The 18,131-nt window shown below is 69.4% G+C and carries 18 protein-coding genes and 3 pseudogenes; 10 read left to right on the top strand and 11 right to left on the bottom strand.

Annotated elements, in window-relative coordinates; all coding sequences use genetic code 11:
* Nucleotides 1-406 precede the first annotated feature (406 nt).
* Nucleotides 407-1,006: a TetR/AcrR family transcriptional regulator gene (locus tag ACFYMM_RS24945; protein ID WP_388390161.1), complete on the bottom strand. Its 600-nt coding sequence runs from the start codon at nucleotides 1,004-1,006 to the stop codon at nucleotides 407-409.
* Nucleotides 1,007-1,091: 85 nt separating this feature from the next.
* Between ACFYMM_RS24945 and ACFYMM_RS24940 the strand changes: the two genes are divergently transcribed.
* From ACFYMM_RS24940 to ACFYMM_RS24925, 4 genes and pseudogenes are all read left to right on the top strand, one after another.
* Nucleotides 1,092-1,994 (top strand): alpha/beta fold hydrolase, encoded by a 903-nt coding sequence (locus tag ACFYMM_RS24940; protein WP_388390159.1) that lies wholly within the window; start codon nucleotides 1,092-1,094, stop codon nucleotides 1,992-1,994.
* 10 nt (nucleotides 1,995-2,004) lie between these two features.
* The gene (locus tag ACFYMM_RS24935; protein WP_388390157.1) at nucleotides 2,005-2,295 is read left to right on the top strand and encodes a GNAT family N-acetyltransferase; all 291 of its coding nucleotides are present in this window, start codon (nucleotides 2,005-2,007) and stop codon (nucleotides 2,293-2,295) included.
* A 109-nt stretch (nucleotides 2,296-2,404) separates the two neighbouring features.
* Nucleotides 2,405-2,881 (top strand): annotated as a pseudogene (locus tag ACFYMM_RS24930) (sugar nucleotide-binding protein); the annotation flags it as partial.
* Nucleotides 2,882-3,267: 386 nt separating this feature from the next.
* Nucleotides 3,268-3,801, top strand: a pseudogene (locus ACFYMM_RS24925) (2-dehydropantoate 2-reductase N-terminal domain-containing protein); the annotation flags it as partial.
* 143 nt (nucleotides 3,802-3,944) lie between these two features.
* Here the strand turns inward: ACFYMM_RS24925 and ACFYMM_RS24920 are convergent.
* A complete protein-coding gene (locus ACFYMM_RS24920) occupies nucleotides 3,945-4,739 on the bottom strand; it encodes a nucleotidyltransferase domain-containing protein (RefSeq protein WP_388390155.1) in 795 nt (264 codons plus the stop codon).
* Nucleotides 4,740-5,062: 323 nt separating this feature from the next.
* On the opposite strand from ACFYMM_RS24920, the gene ACFYMM_RS24915 reads away from it, so the two are divergent.
* From ACFYMM_RS24915 to ACFYMM_RS24900, 4 genes and pseudogenes are all read left to right on the top strand, one after another.
* Complete coding sequence (locus ACFYMM_RS24915; RefSeq protein ID WP_388390153.1) at nucleotides 5,063-5,344, top strand: hypothetical protein; 282 nt, start codon at nucleotides 5,063-5,065, stop codon at nucleotides 5,342-5,344.
* 83 nt (nucleotides 5,345-5,427) lie between these two features.
* Entirely contained in the window at nucleotides 5,428-5,640 is a 213-nt protein-coding gene (locus ACFYMM_RS24910) for a hypothetical protein (protein WP_388390151.1), read from the top strand.
* Between the two features lie 119 nt (nucleotides 5,641-5,759).
* Complete coding sequence (locus ACFYMM_RS24905) at nucleotides 5,760-6,332, top strand: hypothetical protein (RefSeq protein WP_388390149.1); 573 nt, start codon at nucleotides 5,760-5,762, stop codon at nucleotides 6,330-6,332.
* A 546-nt stretch (nucleotides 6,333-6,878) separates the two neighbouring features.
* Nucleotides 6,879-7,063: pseudogene (locus tag ACFYMM_RS24900) on the top strand (DUF6207 family protein).
* A gap of 177 nt (nucleotides 7,064-7,240) precedes the next feature.
* Here ACFYMM_RS24900 and ACFYMM_RS24895 read toward each other — a convergent pair.
* Entirely contained in the window at nucleotides 7,241-7,387 is a 147-nt protein-coding gene (locus ACFYMM_RS24895) for a hypothetical protein (RefSeq protein WP_388390147.1), read from the bottom strand.
* Nucleotides 7,388-8,101: 714 nt separating this feature from the next.
* The gene (locus ACFYMM_RS24890) at nucleotides 8,102-8,446 is read right to left on the bottom strand and encodes a hypothetical protein (protein WP_388390145.1); all 345 of its coding nucleotides are present in this window, start codon (nucleotides 8,444-8,446) and stop codon (nucleotides 8,102-8,104) included.
* Between the two features lie 550 nt (nucleotides 8,447-8,996).
* Between ACFYMM_RS24890 and ACFYMM_RS24885 the strand changes: the two genes are divergently transcribed.
* Complete coding sequence (locus ACFYMM_RS24885; protein WP_388390143.1) at nucleotides 8,997-9,134, top strand: hypothetical protein; 138 nt, start codon at nucleotides 8,997-8,999, stop codon at nucleotides 9,132-9,134.
* 137 nt (nucleotides 9,135-9,271) lie between these two features.
* On the opposite strand, the gene ACFYMM_RS24880 is transcribed toward ACFYMM_RS24885, so the two are convergent.
* The 6 genes from ACFYMM_RS24880 to ACFYMM_RS24855 form a co-directional block, all read right to left on the bottom strand.
* On the bottom strand, nucleotides 9,272-9,964 hold the full coding sequence (locus tag ACFYMM_RS24880) for a hypothetical protein (protein ID WP_388390141.1): 693 nt from the start codon (nucleotides 9,962-9,964) through the stop codon (nucleotides 9,272-9,274).
* Nucleotides 9,965-10,102: 138 nt separating this feature from the next.
* Nucleotides 10,103-10,456, bottom strand: coding sequence for a DoxX family protein (locus ACFYMM_RS24875; protein ID WP_388390139.1), 354 nt, complete (start codon nucleotides 10,454-10,456; stop codon nucleotides 10,103-10,105).
* A complete protein-coding gene (locus tag ACFYMM_RS24870) occupies nucleotides 10,453-12,486 on the bottom strand; it encodes an acetoacetate--CoA ligase (protein ID WP_388390137.1) in 2,034 nt (677 codons plus the stop codon). The genes ACFYMM_RS24875 and ACFYMM_RS24870 overlap by 4 nt, the downstream gene beginning before the upstream one ends.
* A gap of 19 nt (nucleotides 12,487-12,505) precedes the next feature.
* Nucleotides 12,506-14,125, bottom strand: coding sequence for a bifunctional 3-(3-hydroxy-phenyl)propionate/3-hydroxycinnamic acid hydroxylase (locus ACFYMM_RS24865; RefSeq protein WP_388390135.1), 1,620 nt, complete (start codon nucleotides 14,123-14,125; stop codon nucleotides 12,506-12,508).
* Nucleotides 14,122-15,060, bottom strand: a complete 939-nt coding sequence (locus tag ACFYMM_RS24860; protein ID WP_388390133.1) for a fumarylacetoacetate hydrolase family protein — start codon at nucleotides 15,058-15,060, stop codon at nucleotides 14,122-14,124. Before ACFYMM_RS24860 ends, ACFYMM_RS24865 begins: the two co-directional genes overlap by 4 nt.
* The gene (locus ACFYMM_RS24855; RefSeq protein WP_388390131.1) at nucleotides 15,057-16,202 is read right to left on the bottom strand and encodes a VOC family protein; all 1,146 of its coding nucleotides are present in this window, start codon (nucleotides 16,200-16,202) and stop codon (nucleotides 15,057-15,059) included. Before ACFYMM_RS24855 ends, ACFYMM_RS24860 begins: the two co-directional genes overlap by 4 nt.
* Nucleotides 16,203-16,339: 137 nt before the next feature.
* On the opposite strand from ACFYMM_RS24855, the gene ACFYMM_RS24850 reads away from it, so the two are divergent.
* Nucleotides 16,340-16,975, top strand: coding sequence for a TetR/AcrR family transcriptional regulator (locus ACFYMM_RS24850; RefSeq protein WP_388390129.1), 636 nt, complete (start codon nucleotides 16,340-16,342; stop codon nucleotides 16,973-16,975).
* A gap of 391 nt (nucleotides 16,976-17,366) precedes the next feature.
* Here the strand turns inward: ACFYMM_RS24850 and ACFYMM_RS24845 are convergent, their stop codons facing one another.
* The gene (locus ACFYMM_RS24845; protein ID WP_388390127.1) at nucleotides 17,367-18,098 is read right to left on the bottom strand and encodes an alpha/beta fold hydrolase; all 732 of its coding nucleotides are present in this window, start codon (nucleotides 18,096-18,098) and stop codon (nucleotides 17,367-17,369) included.
* Nucleotides 18,099-18,131 lie beyond the last annotated feature (33 nt).

Genomic DNA, 18,131 nt, shown 5'->3' with positions numbered 1-18,131 from the left:
TGCGCGCAAGGGCGCCGCGTCAGAGCCGCTTCTGGTCCCGGACGGGCACGCTCAGGAGATCACTCGGATACGGGCGTCGCATCGGCATGTTTCCGGCGTATCGCCGCGGACCCGAGTGCAGCAACTGCCTACCGCCCTCGGCTACCAGCAGTCCGCCGGCAGCGCGGTGAGCATCTTCGGCGCCCCGCTCGCCGGTGCGCTCTACGCCGTCGGACGGGTCGGCCCGGCTCGCGTCCATCTGTGCGTACGTCTGAGTGGTGCGGTTGGCGAACGCCTGCTGAGCAGGGGCGTGCCCTCTCGACCGGTGCTGCGAACACCGGCCTACTCGATGACCGTCAGTCGGTCACTCGGAAGGTACGCCCTCCGCATGCTCCCCGAGCTCGATCCACAGGTCTTGGGCATTGCTCTATGCCAGCTGTCCGACCGGTCTCAGCGCCCGCGCGAGCGCGTCGACGGTCACACCGACGATCGCCCGGAGTTGCTCCGGGCTCGCCCCGGCCCTACCCATCACCGCGAGAGACTGGTTCACGGCCGCTACGTGTACGGCGAAGTCCTCGGCGTTCTCGTCGGACATTCCGCCGGCCTTCAGCGCGGTGCGCAGGCGCGGGCACTGTAGGCCGAACAACTTTTTGACATGCTCTGCGACGCTCGGGCTCAGCGCCGGACTCGCCATGACCGACTGGGCCATCAGGCATCCGTCGGGCACGGCGGGGTCGGCGATGCGCCCCAGGGTGACATCGAAGAACGCACGGACGGCGGCGACGGGGTCCTCGGCCGCGCACGAGAGGGCGGCGTCGAACTTGTCGCCGTAGCGCGTGGCGTAGCGATCCAGGCAGCGAAGGAAGAGCGCGTCCTTGTCGCCGAGCGAGGAGTAGATCGAGCTGCGGTTCAGGCCGGTCGCCCGGGACAGGTCGTCGAGCGAGGTGTCGGCGTAGCCGGAGCGCCAGAACTGGATCATCGCGGCGTCGAGCGCCGTGTCCATGTCGAACTGCTTCTTGCCTGCCATGCGGCCCATCCTCCCATCTTGGACTGATCAGTTCAAGACGTGCTAGCGTCGAATCACGGTTCACCCGCCTCGATGGAGGATTCCCGTGACCAACCTGGTCCCCGCCCTGCCCCTGCATGAACTGGCCGGATTCACGCACCGCTGGGTCGACGCCGACGGCGTCCGCCTGCACGCCGTCGAAGGCGGTCGGCCGGACGGACCGGCCGTCGTCCTGCTCACCGGGTTCCCGCAGACGTGGTGGGCCTGGCGAAAGGTCATGCCTGCTCTCGCCGATCGGTTCCGGGTCATAGCGATCGACCGGCCGGGCCAAGGAAATTCCGAGCATCCGGAGCTCAGCTACGACACGCACACGGTCGCCGCGCACATCCAGGCCGCCGTGAACGCTCTCGGCGTGCGGGGCTACTGGCTCGCCGGGCACGACATCGGCGCCTGGGTCGCCTTCTCGCTCGCCCTGAACTACGAGAGCCAGCTGCACGGGGTCGCGCTGCTCGACGCCGGAATTCCCGGTATCACCATGCCGGAAGCGATCCCTCTCGACCCGACTCTGGCGTTCAAGACCTGGCACTTCGCGTTCCACGCGGTGCCCGATCTTCCCGAGACGCTGATAGCCGGCCGCGAGCGGGAGTACACCAGCTGGTTCCTGAAGACCAAGTCCCTCGCGCCCGACGCGTTCGAGGAAGCAGAGCTCGACCACTACGGCGCGGCCCTCGCCGTCGATGGCGGCCTGCGCGCCGGCCTCGCCTACTACCGCGACGCCGCCGAGTCCGCGCGCAAGAACCGCGCGGCGCTCGAGCGACGGCGACTGACCGCGCCCGTCCTCGGAATCTCCAGCAGCCACGGCTCGATCCCGGATATGGCGGCCTCCATCAGGCCGTGGGCCGAGAACGTGACCGGCGTCATCGTGCCCGACGCCGGTCACTACATCCCCGAGGAGCAGCCCGAGGCCGTCGCCGCCGCCCTCACCGACTTCTTCAGCGGCCGTTACTGACAGCGAGAATGTGACTGGCGGTTCCACTGGTGAGCCTGACTCACTTACTGACAGTAACGGCGGGGAGCTGAAGCAGCTCTACCTCGACCCAGCCTGGCGCGGGCGAGGGCTGGGCCATCGGTTCATGGCTCTGGCCAGGCAGCGGCAGCCAGGCGGGCTGACGCTGTGGACGTTCCAGGTCAACCAGGCGGCGCAGCGGTTCTACGAACCGCACGGCTTCATCGAGGTCGAGCGAACGGACGGGCAACGCAACGATGAGCGACAGCCAGACATCCGCTACGTCTGGCAGCCCCAGAAGTAACGCCGGGCGAGGAGAGTGATCAGGCCTGGGGGAGGGGCCGACCACCCTGGGCCAAGCGATGCGCCCCGCCGGGGCCAAGCCGGCACACCGGCGGCGAAGGCGATCATCCGGAGCAGCCAAGGCGGCGGCGGAGACCGCAGTTCTCGCCGTGCATCCCAAAACCGTCATCGCCCGCACGTCGCTGATCGTCGGCGATGGGCGTTCCGTACATGAGCGCGCCGTGCACGAATTCGCTGCCGGCGTTCGCAGCGGCGTCCTGTTCACCGACGGCATCCGCTGCCCGGTGCACGTCGCCGACCTGGCCGCCGCCCTACTGGAGCTGGCGTCGTGCGACGCGTCCGGTATCCGCCATCTCGCAGGGTCCGACGCTGCGAGCCGTCACGAGCTCGGCATCCTCATCGCCAGGCGTGACGGTCTCGACCCATCCCAGCTACCCAAGGGCCTACGGGCTCACAGCACACTGCCTGGCGCACTCGACGTGCGCCTCGACAGCCGGGCGACCCAGCGGGAAGTGAGCACCACACTGCGCGGCGCCCGGCAGTTTTGCACTGCCACCAGCGTGACCGCCCAGCCTGTTGACCGATGAGACGGGCGTCGCCCGGCGAGGAGAGGCCTTTGATTTCCAGACGCGTGCTCGATGGTACGCCCGGGCCAGTTCGTGCTCCTCGGCGTGGGCTGCTCCGGGCCCCGCACGGCACTCTTCGAGCTGCGCTGTGAGGTCCACATTCGTCTGTGGATCCGTCCTCGCGAAGCAGCCCGGCGACACCGAGGCACAGAACATGCCGGCCAGCGCGCCCCGCAGGCTCTCCTCGCTGCCCGGGCGGCGCGCGGTCCTGCTGACGCTGCGGCGCCCCGCGGCGACCCAGGTGGCGGCCGCTGCGGCCGCCACCTGGGTCGCAGCCAGCCACCCGACGGCGGCCGTGGACCGGACGAGAGGACCGAGCAGGGAGCCGGCGTCCCGCTCGAGCGGCAGTGTGCTCCGCCGGATCCTGGGGCACCGCCGCGGCGACGATCCTCGCCGACGCCGGAACCGGCGTCGTCCTGCACGCCCGCCGCAGTGAGGTCGGCGACGCGATCAACACTGTCACCGCAACCCGGGTTACTTCCCGGACGTCGAGCTGCCCGCCTCGCTGACCGCCACCACCATCCGGCGGCGGCGCTGGACGGCGCGGACTACCTCGTGCTGTCCGTCCCCGCACAGGACCTGCGCCAGTGCCTCACGGAATGGATGCCGCACATCGCCCCCCAGACGGTGATCGTCTCGCTCATGGAGGGGGCATCGAGACACACAGCGGACGGCGAGCCAGTGAGATCATCCGTGAGGTGACCGGCGCGCCCGCCGAGCGGGTCGCGGTGCTCTCCGGGCCGAACCTCGCGGCCGAGATCATGGCGAGGCAGCCCGCGGCTGCGACCATCGCCTGCCCCGCCGAGTACACCGCCGAGCGTTTCCAAGTCGCCTGCCTCACCCCGTACTTCCGGCCCTACACCTCCACCGACGTGATCGGCTTGATCGTTGTCTGGGGTTGGAGCGGTATTGATGCAGGTGAAAGCCGTCAGGCCGCGTGAGGGACGTTAGGCACAGTTCTCTCGCGGACCATGTGGCGGAGGCTGTTGCGGGCCACCGAACGGTGCGCGCCGAGGCGGCTCGGTCAGCTCGCCTGATCGATGACGTCGTGGAGGTACTGCACGGCGAGCTTTTCGGCATGGCGGCGGTGTTCGATCGCCGCTCCTGTGTCGTCGAGCCACCGCCGGTAGAGCTTGATGCTGGCGAGGATTGCCTGACCAGCGTCGTGCCGGTCGTAACCGCACAGGGTTGCCTGAAGGTCGCGCGCCTCATCCGGCGCGATGGATTCGAGGTGTCGCACGCCGCGGGGTGTTGCACCCACCCGCCTAGCAGCCAGGGGGCCCAACACGGCCTCGCGCAGGTAGCTGAGAAAGCCGATGACCTCGAACAATTCACCGCGGCCGAGTTTCGTTGCACCGTAATGCACCCAGATCCAGAACCGGTCCTCGATCCACTGGAGGTCGGGCGACGGGGTTGTCGGCGGATGCTCCGCGAGCGAGTCGGCCAGGCCGCCCTCTCGGTCCCACAGGATGTCCGGGTCCTCAACTCGCTCGGCGAAGTCGGAGGCCCGCACGAACTTGAAGTCGACATGGAGGAGGGGCGGCCCCACAAGTGTGATGATCAGGCGTGGTTCACCGACGTGTTCCCCGCTGAATCCGGCCACAAGCTCGGCCCATGAGCCGATCAGCATGAGACGCTCCTTCATGACCGAGTCGAACGCCTCGTCGTCGATGACCACGATCAGGTCGACATCGGAGTAGATGTCGGAGTGTCCACCCGCGATTGAACCTGCGATGGCAACACCGGTCACTCGCGCATCCTGCTGGATCTGTGGAAGCACGTCGCTGAGGAACCGGCTGTGGAGGGTCGGGGCGTCCATGGCATTCCTTCCGATCGGCACAAAGTTTTGTAACGTACCACGCAGCCAAGCCGGATTCACAAGGAATAACGGCACGAGAGGCTGCGGCGAAGCTCGCTCAGATCGCCAGGGAGGCCCGCGTCTCCACCGGCACCCTCTTCAAGCGGTACCCCACTGGGCGCTGGTCGGCCGACGGTATCTGGGACCCCCAATCCTGCAAGCCGTCCAGGCCGACGCCGCCGGGCGGATCAACTGGAGCAGGGGGGTGCCGACTCGACACTCGTCCCGTGGACGAATACTGCAGGTCTCGAATACCGTTACTCCACCAGTGGCATGTCGACACGGTGGACACGGAGATCGCGGGCTCCCCGTCCCGCGCCGCCTACCTCGTCGTCCGGCTCCCGGACGACACCCTCGCCCAGACCGCGCAGCTGGACAGCAGGCAGCGCGCCGCCGTCGGCCGGGCACTCGCCGCCAGCGTCCGGGAGGCGCTGCCCGGCGGGGGCCGCCGTGTGGTCACGCCGCTGCTCGCTGAGATCGATGTGGGCACCACCTGGCACCGCACCGTGCGGTTCGTTCGACTCCGCGAAGACCTGGGTCCGGCCGAGCCGGGGCCGTCCGGGTGAACAGGGCGGTGTCCCAAGCACCCTGACCGGGGCCTGGACGTACAAGGGAGGGAATCGGCGCAGGAACAACGTGCGGACGACCGATGACGACATGGCAGGACGAGCCGGACGCCCGGGAATGGCGCCAGGCCGTGGACACGGCCGACCGTGCCCGCGGCCCCAGCGTCCCGCCGGGCTACCACCGGGTCTGTGCTGCGATCGACGAGGCGGTGGGACTGCTGGCCGACTCCACCATGCCCGGCGCGCTGACCGCGACCCTCCGTGGCGCGAGCCACCGCCGTGCCGCGTCGCGCTGACGTACGGCTCGGGCAGCAGGACCCGAGCGTTGTGCGCGCACGCGCCAGCCACGACGGGAGGCACAGCAACAACATCAAGAACCGCGTCGGGAATGCTCACGTCTCCGTTGGTGAATGTCATGTCCCAGCAGCCGATGGGGAATCAGCGACCATGTGCGAAACGACGATGTGCTTTTCAGGAACTGGGTGAGGCGCCGGTGACGACGAGCGGTGGGCTTCGACCGGGCCAGTCGATGATGTGGATGGTCAGTTCGTTCTTCCAACTGGACGGCGAACCCGTCGGAGCGTTCGCGTCACAGGCCGGCCCTGGTCGTCAGCATGTGTTGGGCAGCACGGACCGAGTCGGCGACGACCCGCGTCTGCTCGTCGATTTCAATGAGGGGCAGCCCCTGCTGTCGGCAGATGGACAGCCGGTGGGAGAGCGTCATGGGAACACCGTGCTGCTGTGGGAAGCGGAGTACCGTATCCGCCGCGCTCGATTCCGCAGGAAGCTGCACTTCTCCGTAACATCCGAAGAACGAACCGTCCTTGATGTCAGGGAGACGTCCCGGCCCGACCGCACTGTCCACACATACGTCACCCGCAGCGATCCCGCGCTCGACCCGGTTGCCGTGCTCGGCCTCATCCTGTTGGAGGCACGGCCCGACGAGATGCCGGTCCTCAACGAGCTGTTCGAGAGGCGACAGACGTAACGGCTTGTGCGGAGTCGGCCTCCAGGCCGGGGAAACCGGCGCGAGCCTGCGCGGCGCAGGGTGGCGGGTCGTCGCGCAGCGCAGCCTCGACGCGATTGGAACTGCGCCCCCCTTGGGAGTCGCACCGCAAGCACCGGGTCGTACGAGGGCTGAGGGACGCCCCACAGCCTCCGGCGTCTGAACCCTCCCGTCGACCGCGGGGATTGGCTACCGTTCTGGCGTGACGCGGACCCGCTTCCTGCCGGAGATCCTGTACGGACGGTGGCGCCACGTAGCCCGGCTGTGCTCCTGCGAGGGGGTGCTGGAGACGCGGGGGGCTGCGCCACCGGCTACCCCTGTCCGCTGACGGACACTGATGCTGCCCGGGGGAATTTCCCGCCGGGCTTTCTCAAGCAACACTCAGGTCTGACTTGCCTCGATGTGTGAGATCTCGAAAGTCACGCTCCGGCACCGGGGCCACGGGCATCGACGTGCTGGTCCGCGGCACCGGTACAGGTCAGTCACAGGCGGGCTTGTAACGACGCCTACCCGTGGCTACCGGTACACGTGTCGGAGCCGGGCCTGCTGGTGGTGGACATCGCGGCCGCCGATGACCAGACCGCGTTCACCTTTCACGCCGCGCTTGCCGCGATGTGGGTCATTACCACCGTCGAGCACACGAACCGGGGCCCGGGCAGCTTGGTGTCCGGCTCCGTTGCTATCTCGACATGCGTCAGTTCCTCACATCCTGAGCCATTGGCTGGACAGACCCCCTGGAACTGCAGGCCTGGGCCAAAATCGCAGATCCTCACCGTCGAGGGGGCAGGGCGAATTGGTTACGTCGGCGGCGCGCCAGTCGTTAGCCTGATCAACTGCTGTCTGAAGGCGCTGTGGCGATCCTCGTGCCGCCAGCCAGTTGTGCTGCGAGTTCAGTTGCAGATGCCGGAGACGGCGGACTGGGCGCCGGCGTCGTAGACGGTGGCGCAGATGTAGTGACCTGGGCCGTCGTACCACCAACCGGAGCCGCCGCCCTGGGTGTCGGAGATCGTCCTGCCGTTGTCTGTCAGGACAAACATGCAACCCGGAGGAGCAACGGTCGGGTTGAGCTCCTGCTCGTCATGCCAGGCGCCGTTGACAAACTTCTGTTGAATCTCCTGATCGGCGGTGCAGTTCGCCGTTCGGATCCAATGGTCGCCCTCGTTCGCAGCGAAAGCGGGCGTGGACGTGGACAGAGCGATCACGGCACCGGCGCCAAGAACGGCCATAGCGGATCGCAGGGACGTACGGTGAGACAGCATGAAGCGGATCCCTTCACAAATCGATGAGGCCAGGCGGCCAGCAGACTGTGCCGCAGGGCCACCGGACCGGGCCCGTGGCCGGTGGAGCGGAGAGACATTCTCAGCCTCCAGGGCCGAACTGCCAACGGATTTTCAGACAATTCCAGGCCGCGGTAGAGGCCGCAGGTGAACTGCGGGCCTATGTGCATGGCCTGCTCGGACCGGTGGGCCGGAAGAACAGCCGGCAGTTGGCCGAGAACGGATGTGTCCCATGGCTCCTATGCCAATCAGGCAGCCTGCGTGAGGTCAGCTTGCTCGGTGTCGGTGTGGGTGTGGGTGTGGATGCTGCGGAGGAGAGCTCGGTAGACCACGTCCGACAGACGGCGCCGGAGGGCGCGTACGGCTTCGGTGTTGGTGTCCCGGCCTCTCGTCGGCGCTGTAGGTAGGTGCGGGAGTCTGGGTGATAGTGCGCCTGCGTGACGGCGATCCGGTGCAGGGCTGCGTTGGGCACTGTCACGTTGGCTGACCGGTGGGATCTCCGGGTCGATCAGGCTGGGAGGGGGCGTCCGGGGGGAGTGCGTCGCTGTCGTACAAGGGGCACTGTTGCGGGCGACCAGTTCCGCGGTGAACGTGGCGGCGGAGGCGGTGGGGGCCTGCGCGCAGTTCGATCAGTTCCGCGATGCCCGGCAGCAGCCCCGGCAGCTGCTCCACCTCGGGCGCGAGCCGCGCGGCCTGGACGTCGTCTCCGCTCTCTACCGCCAGGATGTAGTCGAAGCCCAGCTGGACCAGGTGCGGGGGCAGCGGGGGAACGTTGGGGGATATGGGCAGCTCCTGACGTACGGTCGCCGTGCCGATCACGACGACGTCTCCAGCAGGGTCCGCCCGTCAGCCTGTGGACAGAGGCCGGAGATCTCTCCCCCTTGTCAAACCAGGATGGACTAGGACTGTATGGGTTGAACCGGGCCCCCTTGTCGAGTCTGGTCGGCCCGACCATGAGCCGACCAGGGCACCCGCTCCCTGCACGTCACCTGCGGACTGCAGACCCACACGGCGACCGATCTGATGGCGTGGGTGTCGGAGCGGCTGCTCAGGCACGAGGACTGGAGGCGCGACCTGCCGCTGCTCGCCGCGCCGGACATCCAGGCCGACGCCGTGGACGGGATGCGCAAGCGGCTCGCCGAACTGCTGGACGATCCCGGGCTGCTCGCCCGCTACCGGGCGGCGATGGACGGGCAGGCCGTGGGCCGGATGGTGCCGAGCCTGCCCTACATCGACACCGTCCCGGCCGACGGCAGCCTGCGGGTGAGGCTGACGACGGCCCGCGCGGTGCTGGAGACCGGCGAGAACGCGGTGACGCTGTCCGCTGCCGGCACCGTGTACGAGTTCGCGCCCGAGGGCGGAAGCGGTCTTGCGCCGGTTGGCCGACGGCCGGACCATGGACCTGGCCACGCTCGCCGACACGGCCGGCCTCGCACTGGAGGACCTCGCCGCCTTGGTCCAGGAGCTCGTTGCCGGGCAGGCCGCGACAGTGGGGAGCCTGCTGTGACAGCGGAGCTCGCCCTGGGCACCTACCGGTGCCGGGAGCCTGAGCCCCGGTGCTCCAGCACTACGACCCCGTCGAACTGGCACTACCGACCGGTCGCTGCCACCGTACGCCCAAGCTGCCCGATCGCAGGTGCTGCGTCAGCGGCTCGTGTCGGCGTCGCCGTCGTCGTTCGAAGAATTCCGGTTCCTCCCGCTGCCGGGAGAGGAGTCGTCCCCTTGCTCTCCCAGCAGTTCAAGGAGTGCGGCATCCGCCCTTTTTTGATCTTCCTTGGTCAGCTCGACCGGCGCGTTGTTGTAGACGGTGTAGCTGTCCGGATCGATGATGTTGGCGGCCCGCAGGGTGAACGTCAGCAGGCGGCGCCACCCCTTGCGGTGACCGACCCGCGCTTGCAGCTGGACCGTGTAGTCACGGGCTTCTGGCATGAACCCGGAAAATGGTGCCTCGAACTCGATGAAGAGCTGTTGCGCTTCTCTGCCGGGTATAACGAATCCGGCCGGTAGTTTCGCGTCCTCGTCCGGCCCCGGCTTGAGGCGAGACGGTGTAGACACCCACAGCAGCGGCAGGTGAGATGCGGGTTCGTCGGGGAACGTCAGGACGAGGTCCTGCACGACGATCGGCTTGGGGCCGGTGTTGTGAAGGACGAGCGGGAGCCGCAGACGGGCCCTGGATGAGTGAATGATCGTTGCGAAGGCGTGCGGTTCCCATGTCTTCAGCCGCCCTTGTCTGGCGTTGAGCCACCAGAACGACGCCACGGTGAAGAGCAATGCGCAGACCGACACCACGCCGGCGCCTGTGAGCGATGAGGACGCGGCCTGATCGGTCGCGGTCATCAGGGGAACCACAGAATCAGTGTGCCAGCCCCGGCGCGGGCTCGCTCATAGGACTCAGGGGCTCCGCCGCCGGCGCCCAGTGCCGACAAGCAGGACGGTCTGCGTATCACCGGTGACCGCTGCAGTCCTCGGCCAACGTCACGAGCCGCCACCGGCAAGGAGCGAGAGATACCAGGTGACCAGTGCGGCGCACACCACCGCGGGGACGAGTCTCGGCAAGTTGTCTCCCTTGCGCACGTGCGTGGTCACGGCACCGGCGAGGAGTACCAGAAGCCCGATGTCGGCCGGCCCTCCGAGCAGTGGCAGGACCGGCCCGAGGGCCACGCCGACGGCGCCTGCCAGCTCCAGCGCACCGATCACCCGGTAGGCCGTGATGGAGAAACCGGCGTGGGCAGCCAGCCCGGGCGTCGGGCCGAGCGCCATGATCTTGGCAACGCCCAGCAGGGCGAAGATCAGCACGATGAGACAGGCCAGGGCGGCGAGAAGGCTCATGAAGCGTCCTGCACGGTGTGCGGGTGAAGGGCCTGGCGGCGTTCGGCTCCCAGGCCGGCGAAGTAGGCGACGAGGTCCGGGTTGTCGACCGCCGAGGGATTGAGGACCTGCTCGACGGGAGCGCCCTGGAGGAGGTGCTTGACCGGGACTTCGAGTTTCTTGCCGGTCTTGGTGTGCGGGACGGCCGGCACCGCGATGATCTCGTCGGGGACGTGGCGGGGCGAGGCGCCGGTGCGGATGGCTGCGCGGATCTTCTCGCGCAGGACGTCGTCCAGGGCGACGCCGGGCGCGGGGACCACGAACAGGGGCATCCAGTAGCCGCCGTCGGGTTCCTCCGCACCGATGACGAGGGCCTCGGTGATCTCGGGGAGGCGTTCGACGAGGTCGTGGATGTCAGCGCTGCCCAGGCGTACGCCGTTGCGGTTGAGGGTGGCGTCGGAGCGGCCGTGCACGATCACCGAGCCGTGACCTGTCACCGTGATCCAGTCGCCGTGCCGCCACACGCCCGGGTAGGCACCGAAGTAGGCGTCGCGGTAGCGGCTGCCGTCGGGGTCGTTCCAGAAGTACAGCGGCATCGACGGCATGGGCCGGGTGACGACCAGTTCGCCGACCTGGTCGACGACCGGCCGTCCCGTGTCGTCGTAGGCCGCGAGTGCGACGCCGAGGTTGGGGGCTGACAGCTCGCCGGCCCAGACAGGGGTCGTCGGGGCGCTGCCGGCGAAGGCGGAGACGACGTCGGTGCCGCCGCTGGTGGAGGCCAGCTGGATGCCGGCGCCCACGTGGTCGCGGACCCAGGTGTAGGCGGAGGCGGGCAGGGCGGAGCCGGTGCTGCCGACGGCGCGGATGGCAGAGAGGCCGTGTGCGGAGGGTTCGACGCCCAGTTTGGCCATGGCCAGCAGGTACTGGGGGCTGGTGCCGAAGACGGTGACCTTGTGGCGGGCCGCCAGCTCCCACAGGACGTCGGGGCGTGCCACCGGGGCGGGGCTGCCGTCGTAGGTGCAGGTGGTGGCGCCGGTCAGCAGGGTGGAGACGACCAGGTTCCACATCATCCAGTGGGTGGTGGTGTACCACAGCAGGCGGTCCCCGACGCCCAGGTCGCAGTGCAGGCCGAGGATCTTGAGGTGTTCGAGCAGGACGCCGCCGTGCCCGTGGACGATGCCCTTCGGCAAGCCGGTGGTGCCGGAGGAGAAGACGATCCACAGGGGGTGGTCGAACGGCACCGGGGTGACGGTGAGGTACTCGGTGCGGGTGGCGGCATCGTCCCAGGGGACGGTAAGGCCCGGGTGCCGGGTCTCGGGCCAGCCGATACCCAGGTGGTCCACGAGCACCGTGGCCTTCAGTGTGGGAAGAGCTGCGGCGAGGTCGAGTGAGGCGGCGCGGCGGTCGTGTCGGGTTCCGTTGAAGAGGTAGCCGTCCGCCGTGATGAGCACCGTGGGTTCGAGCTGGGCGAAGCGGTCGGCGGCGGCCCTGGGTGCGTAGTCCTGGCCGCATACCGACCACACGGCGCCCAGGCTGGCGGTGGCGAGGAAGACGATGACGGCGTGGGGGGTGTTGGGCAGGTAGCCGACCACCCGGTCGCCCTGTCCGACGCCCAGGTCGCGCAGGGTGGCGGCGACCGAGGCGACCCCGGCGCGCAGCTGCCGGCCCGTGATCTCGTAGCCGGCTCCGGTCTCGTCCAGCGCGGTGATCGCGGGAGCGTCGGGGTGCAGGTTGCGCAGCGCGTGGTGGGCGTAGTTGAGGTTGGCGCCGGGGAACCAGCGCGCACCGGGCATGGTCTCCTCGGCCAGCACCCGCTCGTACGGGGTGGTTGCGTCGACGTCGAAGTACTCCCACACCGCGGCCCAGAAGCCCTCCAGGTCGGTGACGGACCAATGGTGCAGAGCCTCGTAGTCGGTAGGGTCCTGGATCCCCTCGGCGCCCCGGTGCGAGGCGGCCCAGCGGGCGAAGTCCGCGATGCGGCAGCCGGCGGCCGTCTTCGGGTCGGGCGACTGGAACGGTTCCGGATACGGCGTGGGGTGCGGGGTGGTCATGGCTGCGTGGTGCTCCTGGTCAGGTGACGGGCTGGGTGTCGGCGGTACGGCGGGCCGTGTGCAGCAGGGGGGCCCAGGCGGCTGCGTCCGTGAAGGCGCCGGTGCCGACAGGGACGGTGTCCGTCACCACGCGGTCGGGGCGCAGCAGGACGGCGTCGGCACGGCCGCGTGCCAGCCAGGCGGCCAGTGTGCCGTCGTCGTCCAGGTCGTCGACGTGGATCGTCCGGGCGTCCAGTGCCGTGGCCACGGCGGTCATCTGTGCCGTGGGCGGCACGGTGGTCAGGACTGCGAAGGAGTCCCCGAGGACGTCGTCGAGGCGCACTCGCCTGACGTCATGCCGTACCCAGGGCTGCGGGCAGAAGGTGCCGGGCAGTACGCGGCCGGTCAGCCTGGGGCGGCGCCGTACGAGTGGGCCGGCGGTCAGGGCGGGGCTGAGGTCACGGCTCACCGCCTCGGTCACGCCGGGGATGCGGCAGACCGCGCCGACCACGGCCCGGCGGAGCGCCGCGGCGCGGTCCTGCCCGCCGGTCATGGCCCAGCCGACGGCGACCGCCACGCGGATCACATGGCGGGCGTGCGGCTTGCGCTCCCGTTCGTAGGTGTCCAGCAGCCCCTCGGGTGCGCCCTGTTGGAGGACGCGGGCGAGTTTCCAGGTGAGGTTGTTGGCGTCGCGCAGGCCGGAACACAGACCCTGCCCGACGAAGGGCGGAGTGAGGTGGGCGGCGTCGCCCAGCAGGAAGACACGCCCCCTGCGCCACCGGTCGGCGAGACGGGCCTGGAAGGTGTACTGCGCCTGCCGTATCACCTCGAAGTCGTCGCCCTTCGAGGCCGGCAGGTCCACCCAGGGGGCGACCAGTTCGCGCAGGCTCTCCCATCCGTCCGGGCCGTCCAGGTTCTGGTCGTCGGCCAGCCGGAACTCCCAGCGATAGCGGTCCTCGCCGATGCGCATGAACGTGGCCGGCCGGGTGGGGCAGCAGATCTGCTCAGCGCCTTCCCAGGTGCGCACCGGGCGGCTGGTGCGCACGTCGATGACCCGCCAGCTCTCCTGGAAGTGCAGGTCCTCCCAGGCGGCGCCGATGGCGTCACGGGTGAGACTGCCCGCACCGTCGCAGCCGAGGACGGCGTCGGCCCACAGGTGTTTCTCCTCGTCGCTGTCGGCGCGCCGGAAGGCGACCCGGACCGGACCCGACGGATCGTCGGGTGCGTCGGTGTTCCGCGTGTCGGACTGGGTGACGGACACGACCTCCACCCCGCTCCACAGCTCGCACTCCGGGCGGCGCGCCAAGGCGTCACGCAGCAGGCGTTCCAGCTCGGGCTGGTTGAACATGCTCAGCTGCGGGAAGCCGTGGAGTCCGTGCGGGGACCGCGGGAATTCGGTGATCACGCGGCGCCGGGCGTCCAGCAGCCGCAGCCCGGGCGCCGGGCGGGCGATGGCGGCGAACTCCTCGTGGATGCCGACGCTCTGCAGGATCCGGCGGATCTCGTCGTCCACGACGACGGCGCGCGGCAGGGGGTAGACGTCGGCGTGGCGTTCGAGGAGCAGGCTGCGCACTCCGTAACGGGCCAGCAGGAGCGCGGCCGTGACTCCCACGGGCCCCGCCCCGATGATCACCACCGGTCTGCGGGCTGTGGCGCTCACGTCGCGGCCCCCACAGCGGTCCGCTGCTCGCCCAGGTCGATCTGCCCGTCGGGGGTGGCGATCGTGGCAGTGACGAGGTCACCGTCGCGCAGGTAGAGGGGGTTCTTGGCCTGGCCGTTGAAGAACGCCTTCCACTTCAGCGCGGGCGGCAGCAGCGCGGCGATCTTCTCGACCGGCTTGGGCGGGGCCTTGAGGGCGGTGCCGCCGGGCGTGCCGGTCAGCAGGAGGTCGCCCGGGTCGAGGGTCTGGAAGCGGGCGAGCAAGGTGAGCGCCTGCGCGGGCCGCACGATCATGTCGGCGAGGGTGCGGTCCTGGCGCGGTACGCCGTTGACGGACAGCCGCAGCCGCAGGTTCAGCAGATGGGCGAAGTCCTCGGGCTCCAGCAGGGCCAGGTACGGACCCGTCGGTGTAAAGGTCGGGTAGGACTTGCTCTCGTAGAACTGGGTCTTGGTCAGCTGCACGTCGCGGGCGCTGACGTCGTTGGTCAGGACGAGCCCGGCGACATACGAAGGCAGGTCCCGCTCTTCCACGACGGTGCCCACCGGCAGCGGCGCGCCCATGACGAGGCCGAGTTCCACCTCGTAGTCCAGGAACTTCACGTGCGCGGGGCGGACGATGGCGCCGTGCGGACCGCTGAGCGAGCCGGACGCCTTGCGGAAGAAGGCGGGCGGGATGTCACCGGAGAAGCCGGAATCCTTGGCGTGGCTGCGGTAGTTGACCATCTGGGCGACCACCCGGCACGGGGTGGTGACCGGGGGCAGCGCCACCAGGTCGGCGACGGGCGTACCGCTGTCGCCGGATGAGGCGGCCTCGCGGACCGCGTCCCGGTCGGCGAGCAGCTCGGCGGTGGTGACGGCCTTGGTCTCGATGCGGACGGCGCGCTCGTCGCGGACGACCCACCAGCCATCGGGGGTGCGCAGAACGTTGGTGCTCATGAGCTCATCGCTTTCATCAGGCCCAGCAGGCGTGCGGGGTCGAGTTCGTTGTCGCCGCGCAGGGCCGTCATGACCTCGCGGAGCTTGGCGGGGGAGGGGTTGGCGCCCAGGAAGTCCCGGGTGACGGGCGGGCCCCACTGCGCGAGGCCGCTCGCCGACATCGGCGCCCATCCGGGTTCGAGGTCGCGGGAGAACAGGTCGCCGTCGGCGAAGTGCTCCAGCATGAAGCGGTCGGGGTCGCGCCAGTAGTCGAAGAGCTGGCTGCCCTGGATGTGCCGGCCGATGCCCCAGCTGCGCCGGTAGCCGCGCTCGGCCAGGTACTCCCCGCCGGCGGCGATCGCGTCGAGGTCGGTGACCTGGTAGGCGGAGTGGACGTACCCGGTGCCGGGCCCCAGGTGCAGGGCGAGGGTGTGGTGGTCCACGGGCGCGCTGCCCTGGTCGCAGCGGATGAACGCCATGGTCGGCCCGCGCTGGCGCTGCCCGTCCAGGAACAGGAAGTCGGACACGATCATCCCGAGGGTGTCCAGGTACCAGTCCAGGGCCCGCATGAACACCCGCGTCTCCAGCACCACGTGACCGAGCCGCTGGATGCGCGACGGCTCGCGGGGCGGCCGCTGGGTGGCGTTCGTACGACGGCGCTCGGTGCCGGTGTTGAGGACCAGCGGCTGCTGCTCAGGCAGAGCGGGCAGCTGCTCGGCGCAGTGCACGACCCGGACCGGGAAGCCGGAGGGATCGAGTAGGGTGACCGACTGTCCACCGCCGGGTACGTCGACGTCCCGGACGTCGGTGCCGGTCGCGCGGGCCAGCCGGTCGAGATCGGCGCGCTCCGTCACGCGGAACGCCGGCCCGATGAAGCGGGACGCCTGCCCATGGCGGATGACCATGCAGGGTGAGCCCGCGAAGGTGCCGCGCAGCCACAGTTCCCGCTCGGTGCGGGCGGCGATGGCGAAGCCGAAGTCACGGGCGAACACCTCGGCTCGGTCCAGGTCCGGCTTCTCGAACTCCAGCCAGGCCAGGTCGGCCACCTTGATGACCGGGTTACGCGCGCGTCCGGGGTGCTCGCCTCGCAGGGCGCCCAGCTCGCTGTGGAGATCTTGGTGGGGCGTCTGGAGATCGGCCCTGTTAACGGGGGTGTGGGACATGGTGTCCTCCAAGCAACACTGCCGTAATGAGGAAATCATCAACTTTGCTGATCCTCGACGTCAATAGAGAAGTCCCAAAGAGTTGATGGAATCATCAGTCATGCAGTGTTCATCGGGACCGTTGTTACACTCGTCGTATGCCGACGTCAGCCCCGCCCAAGAACCGCTTCGAGCGGCGCCGCGCCGAGACCCGTCAGGCACTGATCCGTGCGGCCAGGCAGATCCTCGCGGAGACCGGGGACACCAGCGCCAGCATCCAGGCCATCGCCGAGCGCGCGGACGTCGGCTTCGGCTCGTTCTACAACCACTTCGAGTCCAAGACGGAGCTGTTCGACGCCGCGGTGACGGATGCGCTGGAGGAGTTCGGGCAGGTCATCGACGAGCGTGTGGAAGGCATCGACGACCCCGCCGAGCTGGTCGCCGCCGGTTTCCGGCTCGCTGCACGGATGGCGGACTCCCACCCCGAGCTCATGCGGATCCTGCGCGATCGCGGCCTGGCCCACATCCACTCCGAGCGTGGCCTGTCCCCACGAGCGCTGCGTGATCTGGAACGCGGCATCGCCTCGGGCCGCTTCACCGGCACCGACCCGACCACGGCCCTGTCCGCTCTGGGCGGGACCCTGCTGTCCCTCGTGGCTCTCCGGCTGGCCCGCCCCGACCTCGACGGCGACGAGGCCGCCTCCGACCTGGCCGCGATGGTCCTGCGCATGCTGGGCCTCCCCCCGGACGATGCGCACGAGGTCACCCGGCGCCCGCTGCCCGACCTCGTCTGAGGGTCCGGTGCGATTGCGGCGCCGCCGGCCAAGGCGCGGTGGACCCCGTACGACGGCAACCGTCGCCCTGCATGCCGGGCCGCCAGCGATCAATCATGTCGTGGAGACCAGTTGCGCGTGGCGGCCCGTGCCTGCGGACCGCTGGGGCGCCCCCGGCGTCATCGGCCCAGGTCCACGGCCCTGTCGCTGGTCGGATCCGCCGCGAGATCGGCCAAGGGCCCGTGGTGGCCGCCACGATCCTCGAGCTCTCAGTCGGTGAGCCTCTTCGTAGGTGCCGGTGAGCCGGACGGCAGCGCCGCCCACAACGAAGCCCATGTCGGCGCGCTTCGGGCGGCACGGCGCCGGCGCCGCCCGAAGCGCACCCACGGGCGCTCTCGGCGGGGCGGGCCAGTCACCCCCGGGAGCTGCTCCAGTGTTCGTCGAGGGCGGCGGCGACCTCAACCGGCTTCTGGATGGGCGTCCAGTGGCTGCTGTCCAGCCTCAGAAAACGGGTGGCGTGCACGGACGCGGCCAGCTTCTCGCCGAACTCGACGGGGCAGACTGGATCGGACGCCCCCCAGAACACCAGGGACGGTCCGGACAGATCCGCGAGATCCGGTTCCCACTCCGTACCGACCGTCAATGCGGAACGGTACAGCTTGAGAATGCTGTCGCGCATGGCCTCGTCCACGCGACCGGCCGTCTGTTCGGCCAGCTCAGCCGGGATCTGGAGGTTGTCGGTCAGGTCCCTGGCGAACGCGGCGGCGTCGTACTCCTTGGCCCAGCGGTCGCCCGCGACCGGGTCCTGCCACAGCTTGGCCAGCGGATGCCAGACGTACTCGGCGCTGACCGGACCGTTGCTGCCGGCCCACGTGCGGATCAGATCCGGCCGCACCGAAGCCACGCGCGCGGTGAAGAGGCAGCCCCAGTCATGGCCGACCAGGTCGACCGGCTCGCCGATTGCCTCCAACCGCTCGATGAGCCAGGAGACGTACTCCTCCTTGGTGCACCGGAAGCCCTCGGGCCGCGGCGAACCGAAACCGGGCAGGTCCCAAGCCTCCACGTCGCTGCGGGTCAGGTGCTCGCGCACGCCGTCCCACACATGGTGGGTGTCGGGTACGCCGTGGATGAGAATGGCAGGCATGGATGAACTCCTACGAGGTTGAAGCTTATAGAC

Origin of the sequence: Streptomyces sp. NPDC006739 (genome assembly GCF_042869815.1) — a bacterium.
In the GTDB taxonomy this organism is placed as follows: Bacteria; Actinomycetota; Actinomycetes; order Streptomycetales; family Streptomycetaceae; genus Streptomyces.
The sequence above is the reverse complement of the archived record's forward strand: the minus strand, read 5'-3'. Positions and strand labels throughout refer to the sequence as shown.

What these genes read in the sequence shown, in the direction of transcription:
- ACFYMM_RS24850 (WP_388390129.1), top strand. Translation starts at nt 16,340, where the DNA reads ATGCCGACGTCAGCCCCGCCCAAGAACCGCTTCGAGCGGCGCCGCGCC.
- ACFYMM_RS24920 (WP_388390155.1), bottom strand. Translation starts at nt 4,739, where the DNA reads ATGGACGCCCCGACCCTCCACAGCCGGTTCCTCAGCGACGTGCTTCCA.
- ACFYMM_RS24895 (WP_388390147.1), bottom strand. Translation starts at nt 7,387, where the DNA reads ATGTTTGTCCTGACAGACAACGGCAGGACGATCTCCGACACCCAGGGC.
- ACFYMM_RS24855 (WP_388390131.1), bottom strand. Translation starts at nt 16,202, where the DNA reads ATGTCCCACACCCCCGTTAACAGGGCCGATCTCCAGACGCCCCACCAA.
- ACFYMM_RS24845 (WP_388390127.1), bottom strand. Translation starts at nt 18,098, where the DNA reads ATGCCTGCCATTCTCATCCACGGCGTACCCGACACCCACCATGTGTGG.
- ACFYMM_RS24905 (WP_388390149.1), top strand. Translation starts at nt 5,760, where the DNA reads ATGTCCCAGCAGCCGATGGGGAATCAGCGACCATGTGCGAAACGACGA.
- ACFYMM_RS24860 (WP_388390133.1), bottom strand. Translation starts at nt 15,060, where the DNA reads ATGAGCACCAACGTTCTGCGCACCCCCGATGGCTGGTGGGTCGTCCGC.
- ACFYMM_RS24880 (WP_388390141.1), bottom strand. Translation starts at nt 9,964, where the DNA reads ATGACCGCGACCGATCAGGCCGCGTCCTCATCGCTCACAGGCGCCGGC.
- ACFYMM_RS24945 (WP_388390161.1), bottom strand. Translation starts at nt 1,006, where the DNA reads ATGGCAGGCAAGAAGCAGTTCGACATGGACACGGCGCTCGACGCCGCG.
- ACFYMM_RS24870 (WP_388390137.1), bottom strand. Translation starts at nt 12,486, where the DNA reads ATGACCACCCCGCACCCCACGCCGTATCCGGAACCGTTCCAGTCGCCC.
- ACFYMM_RS24910 (WP_388390151.1), top strand. Translation starts at nt 5,428, where the DNA reads ATGACGACATGGCAGGACGAGCCGGACGCCCGGGAATGGCGCCAGGCC.
- ACFYMM_RS24875 (WP_388390139.1), bottom strand. Translation starts at nt 10,456, where the DNA reads ATGAGCCTTCTCGCCGCCCTGGCCTGTCTCATCGTGCTGATCTTCGCC.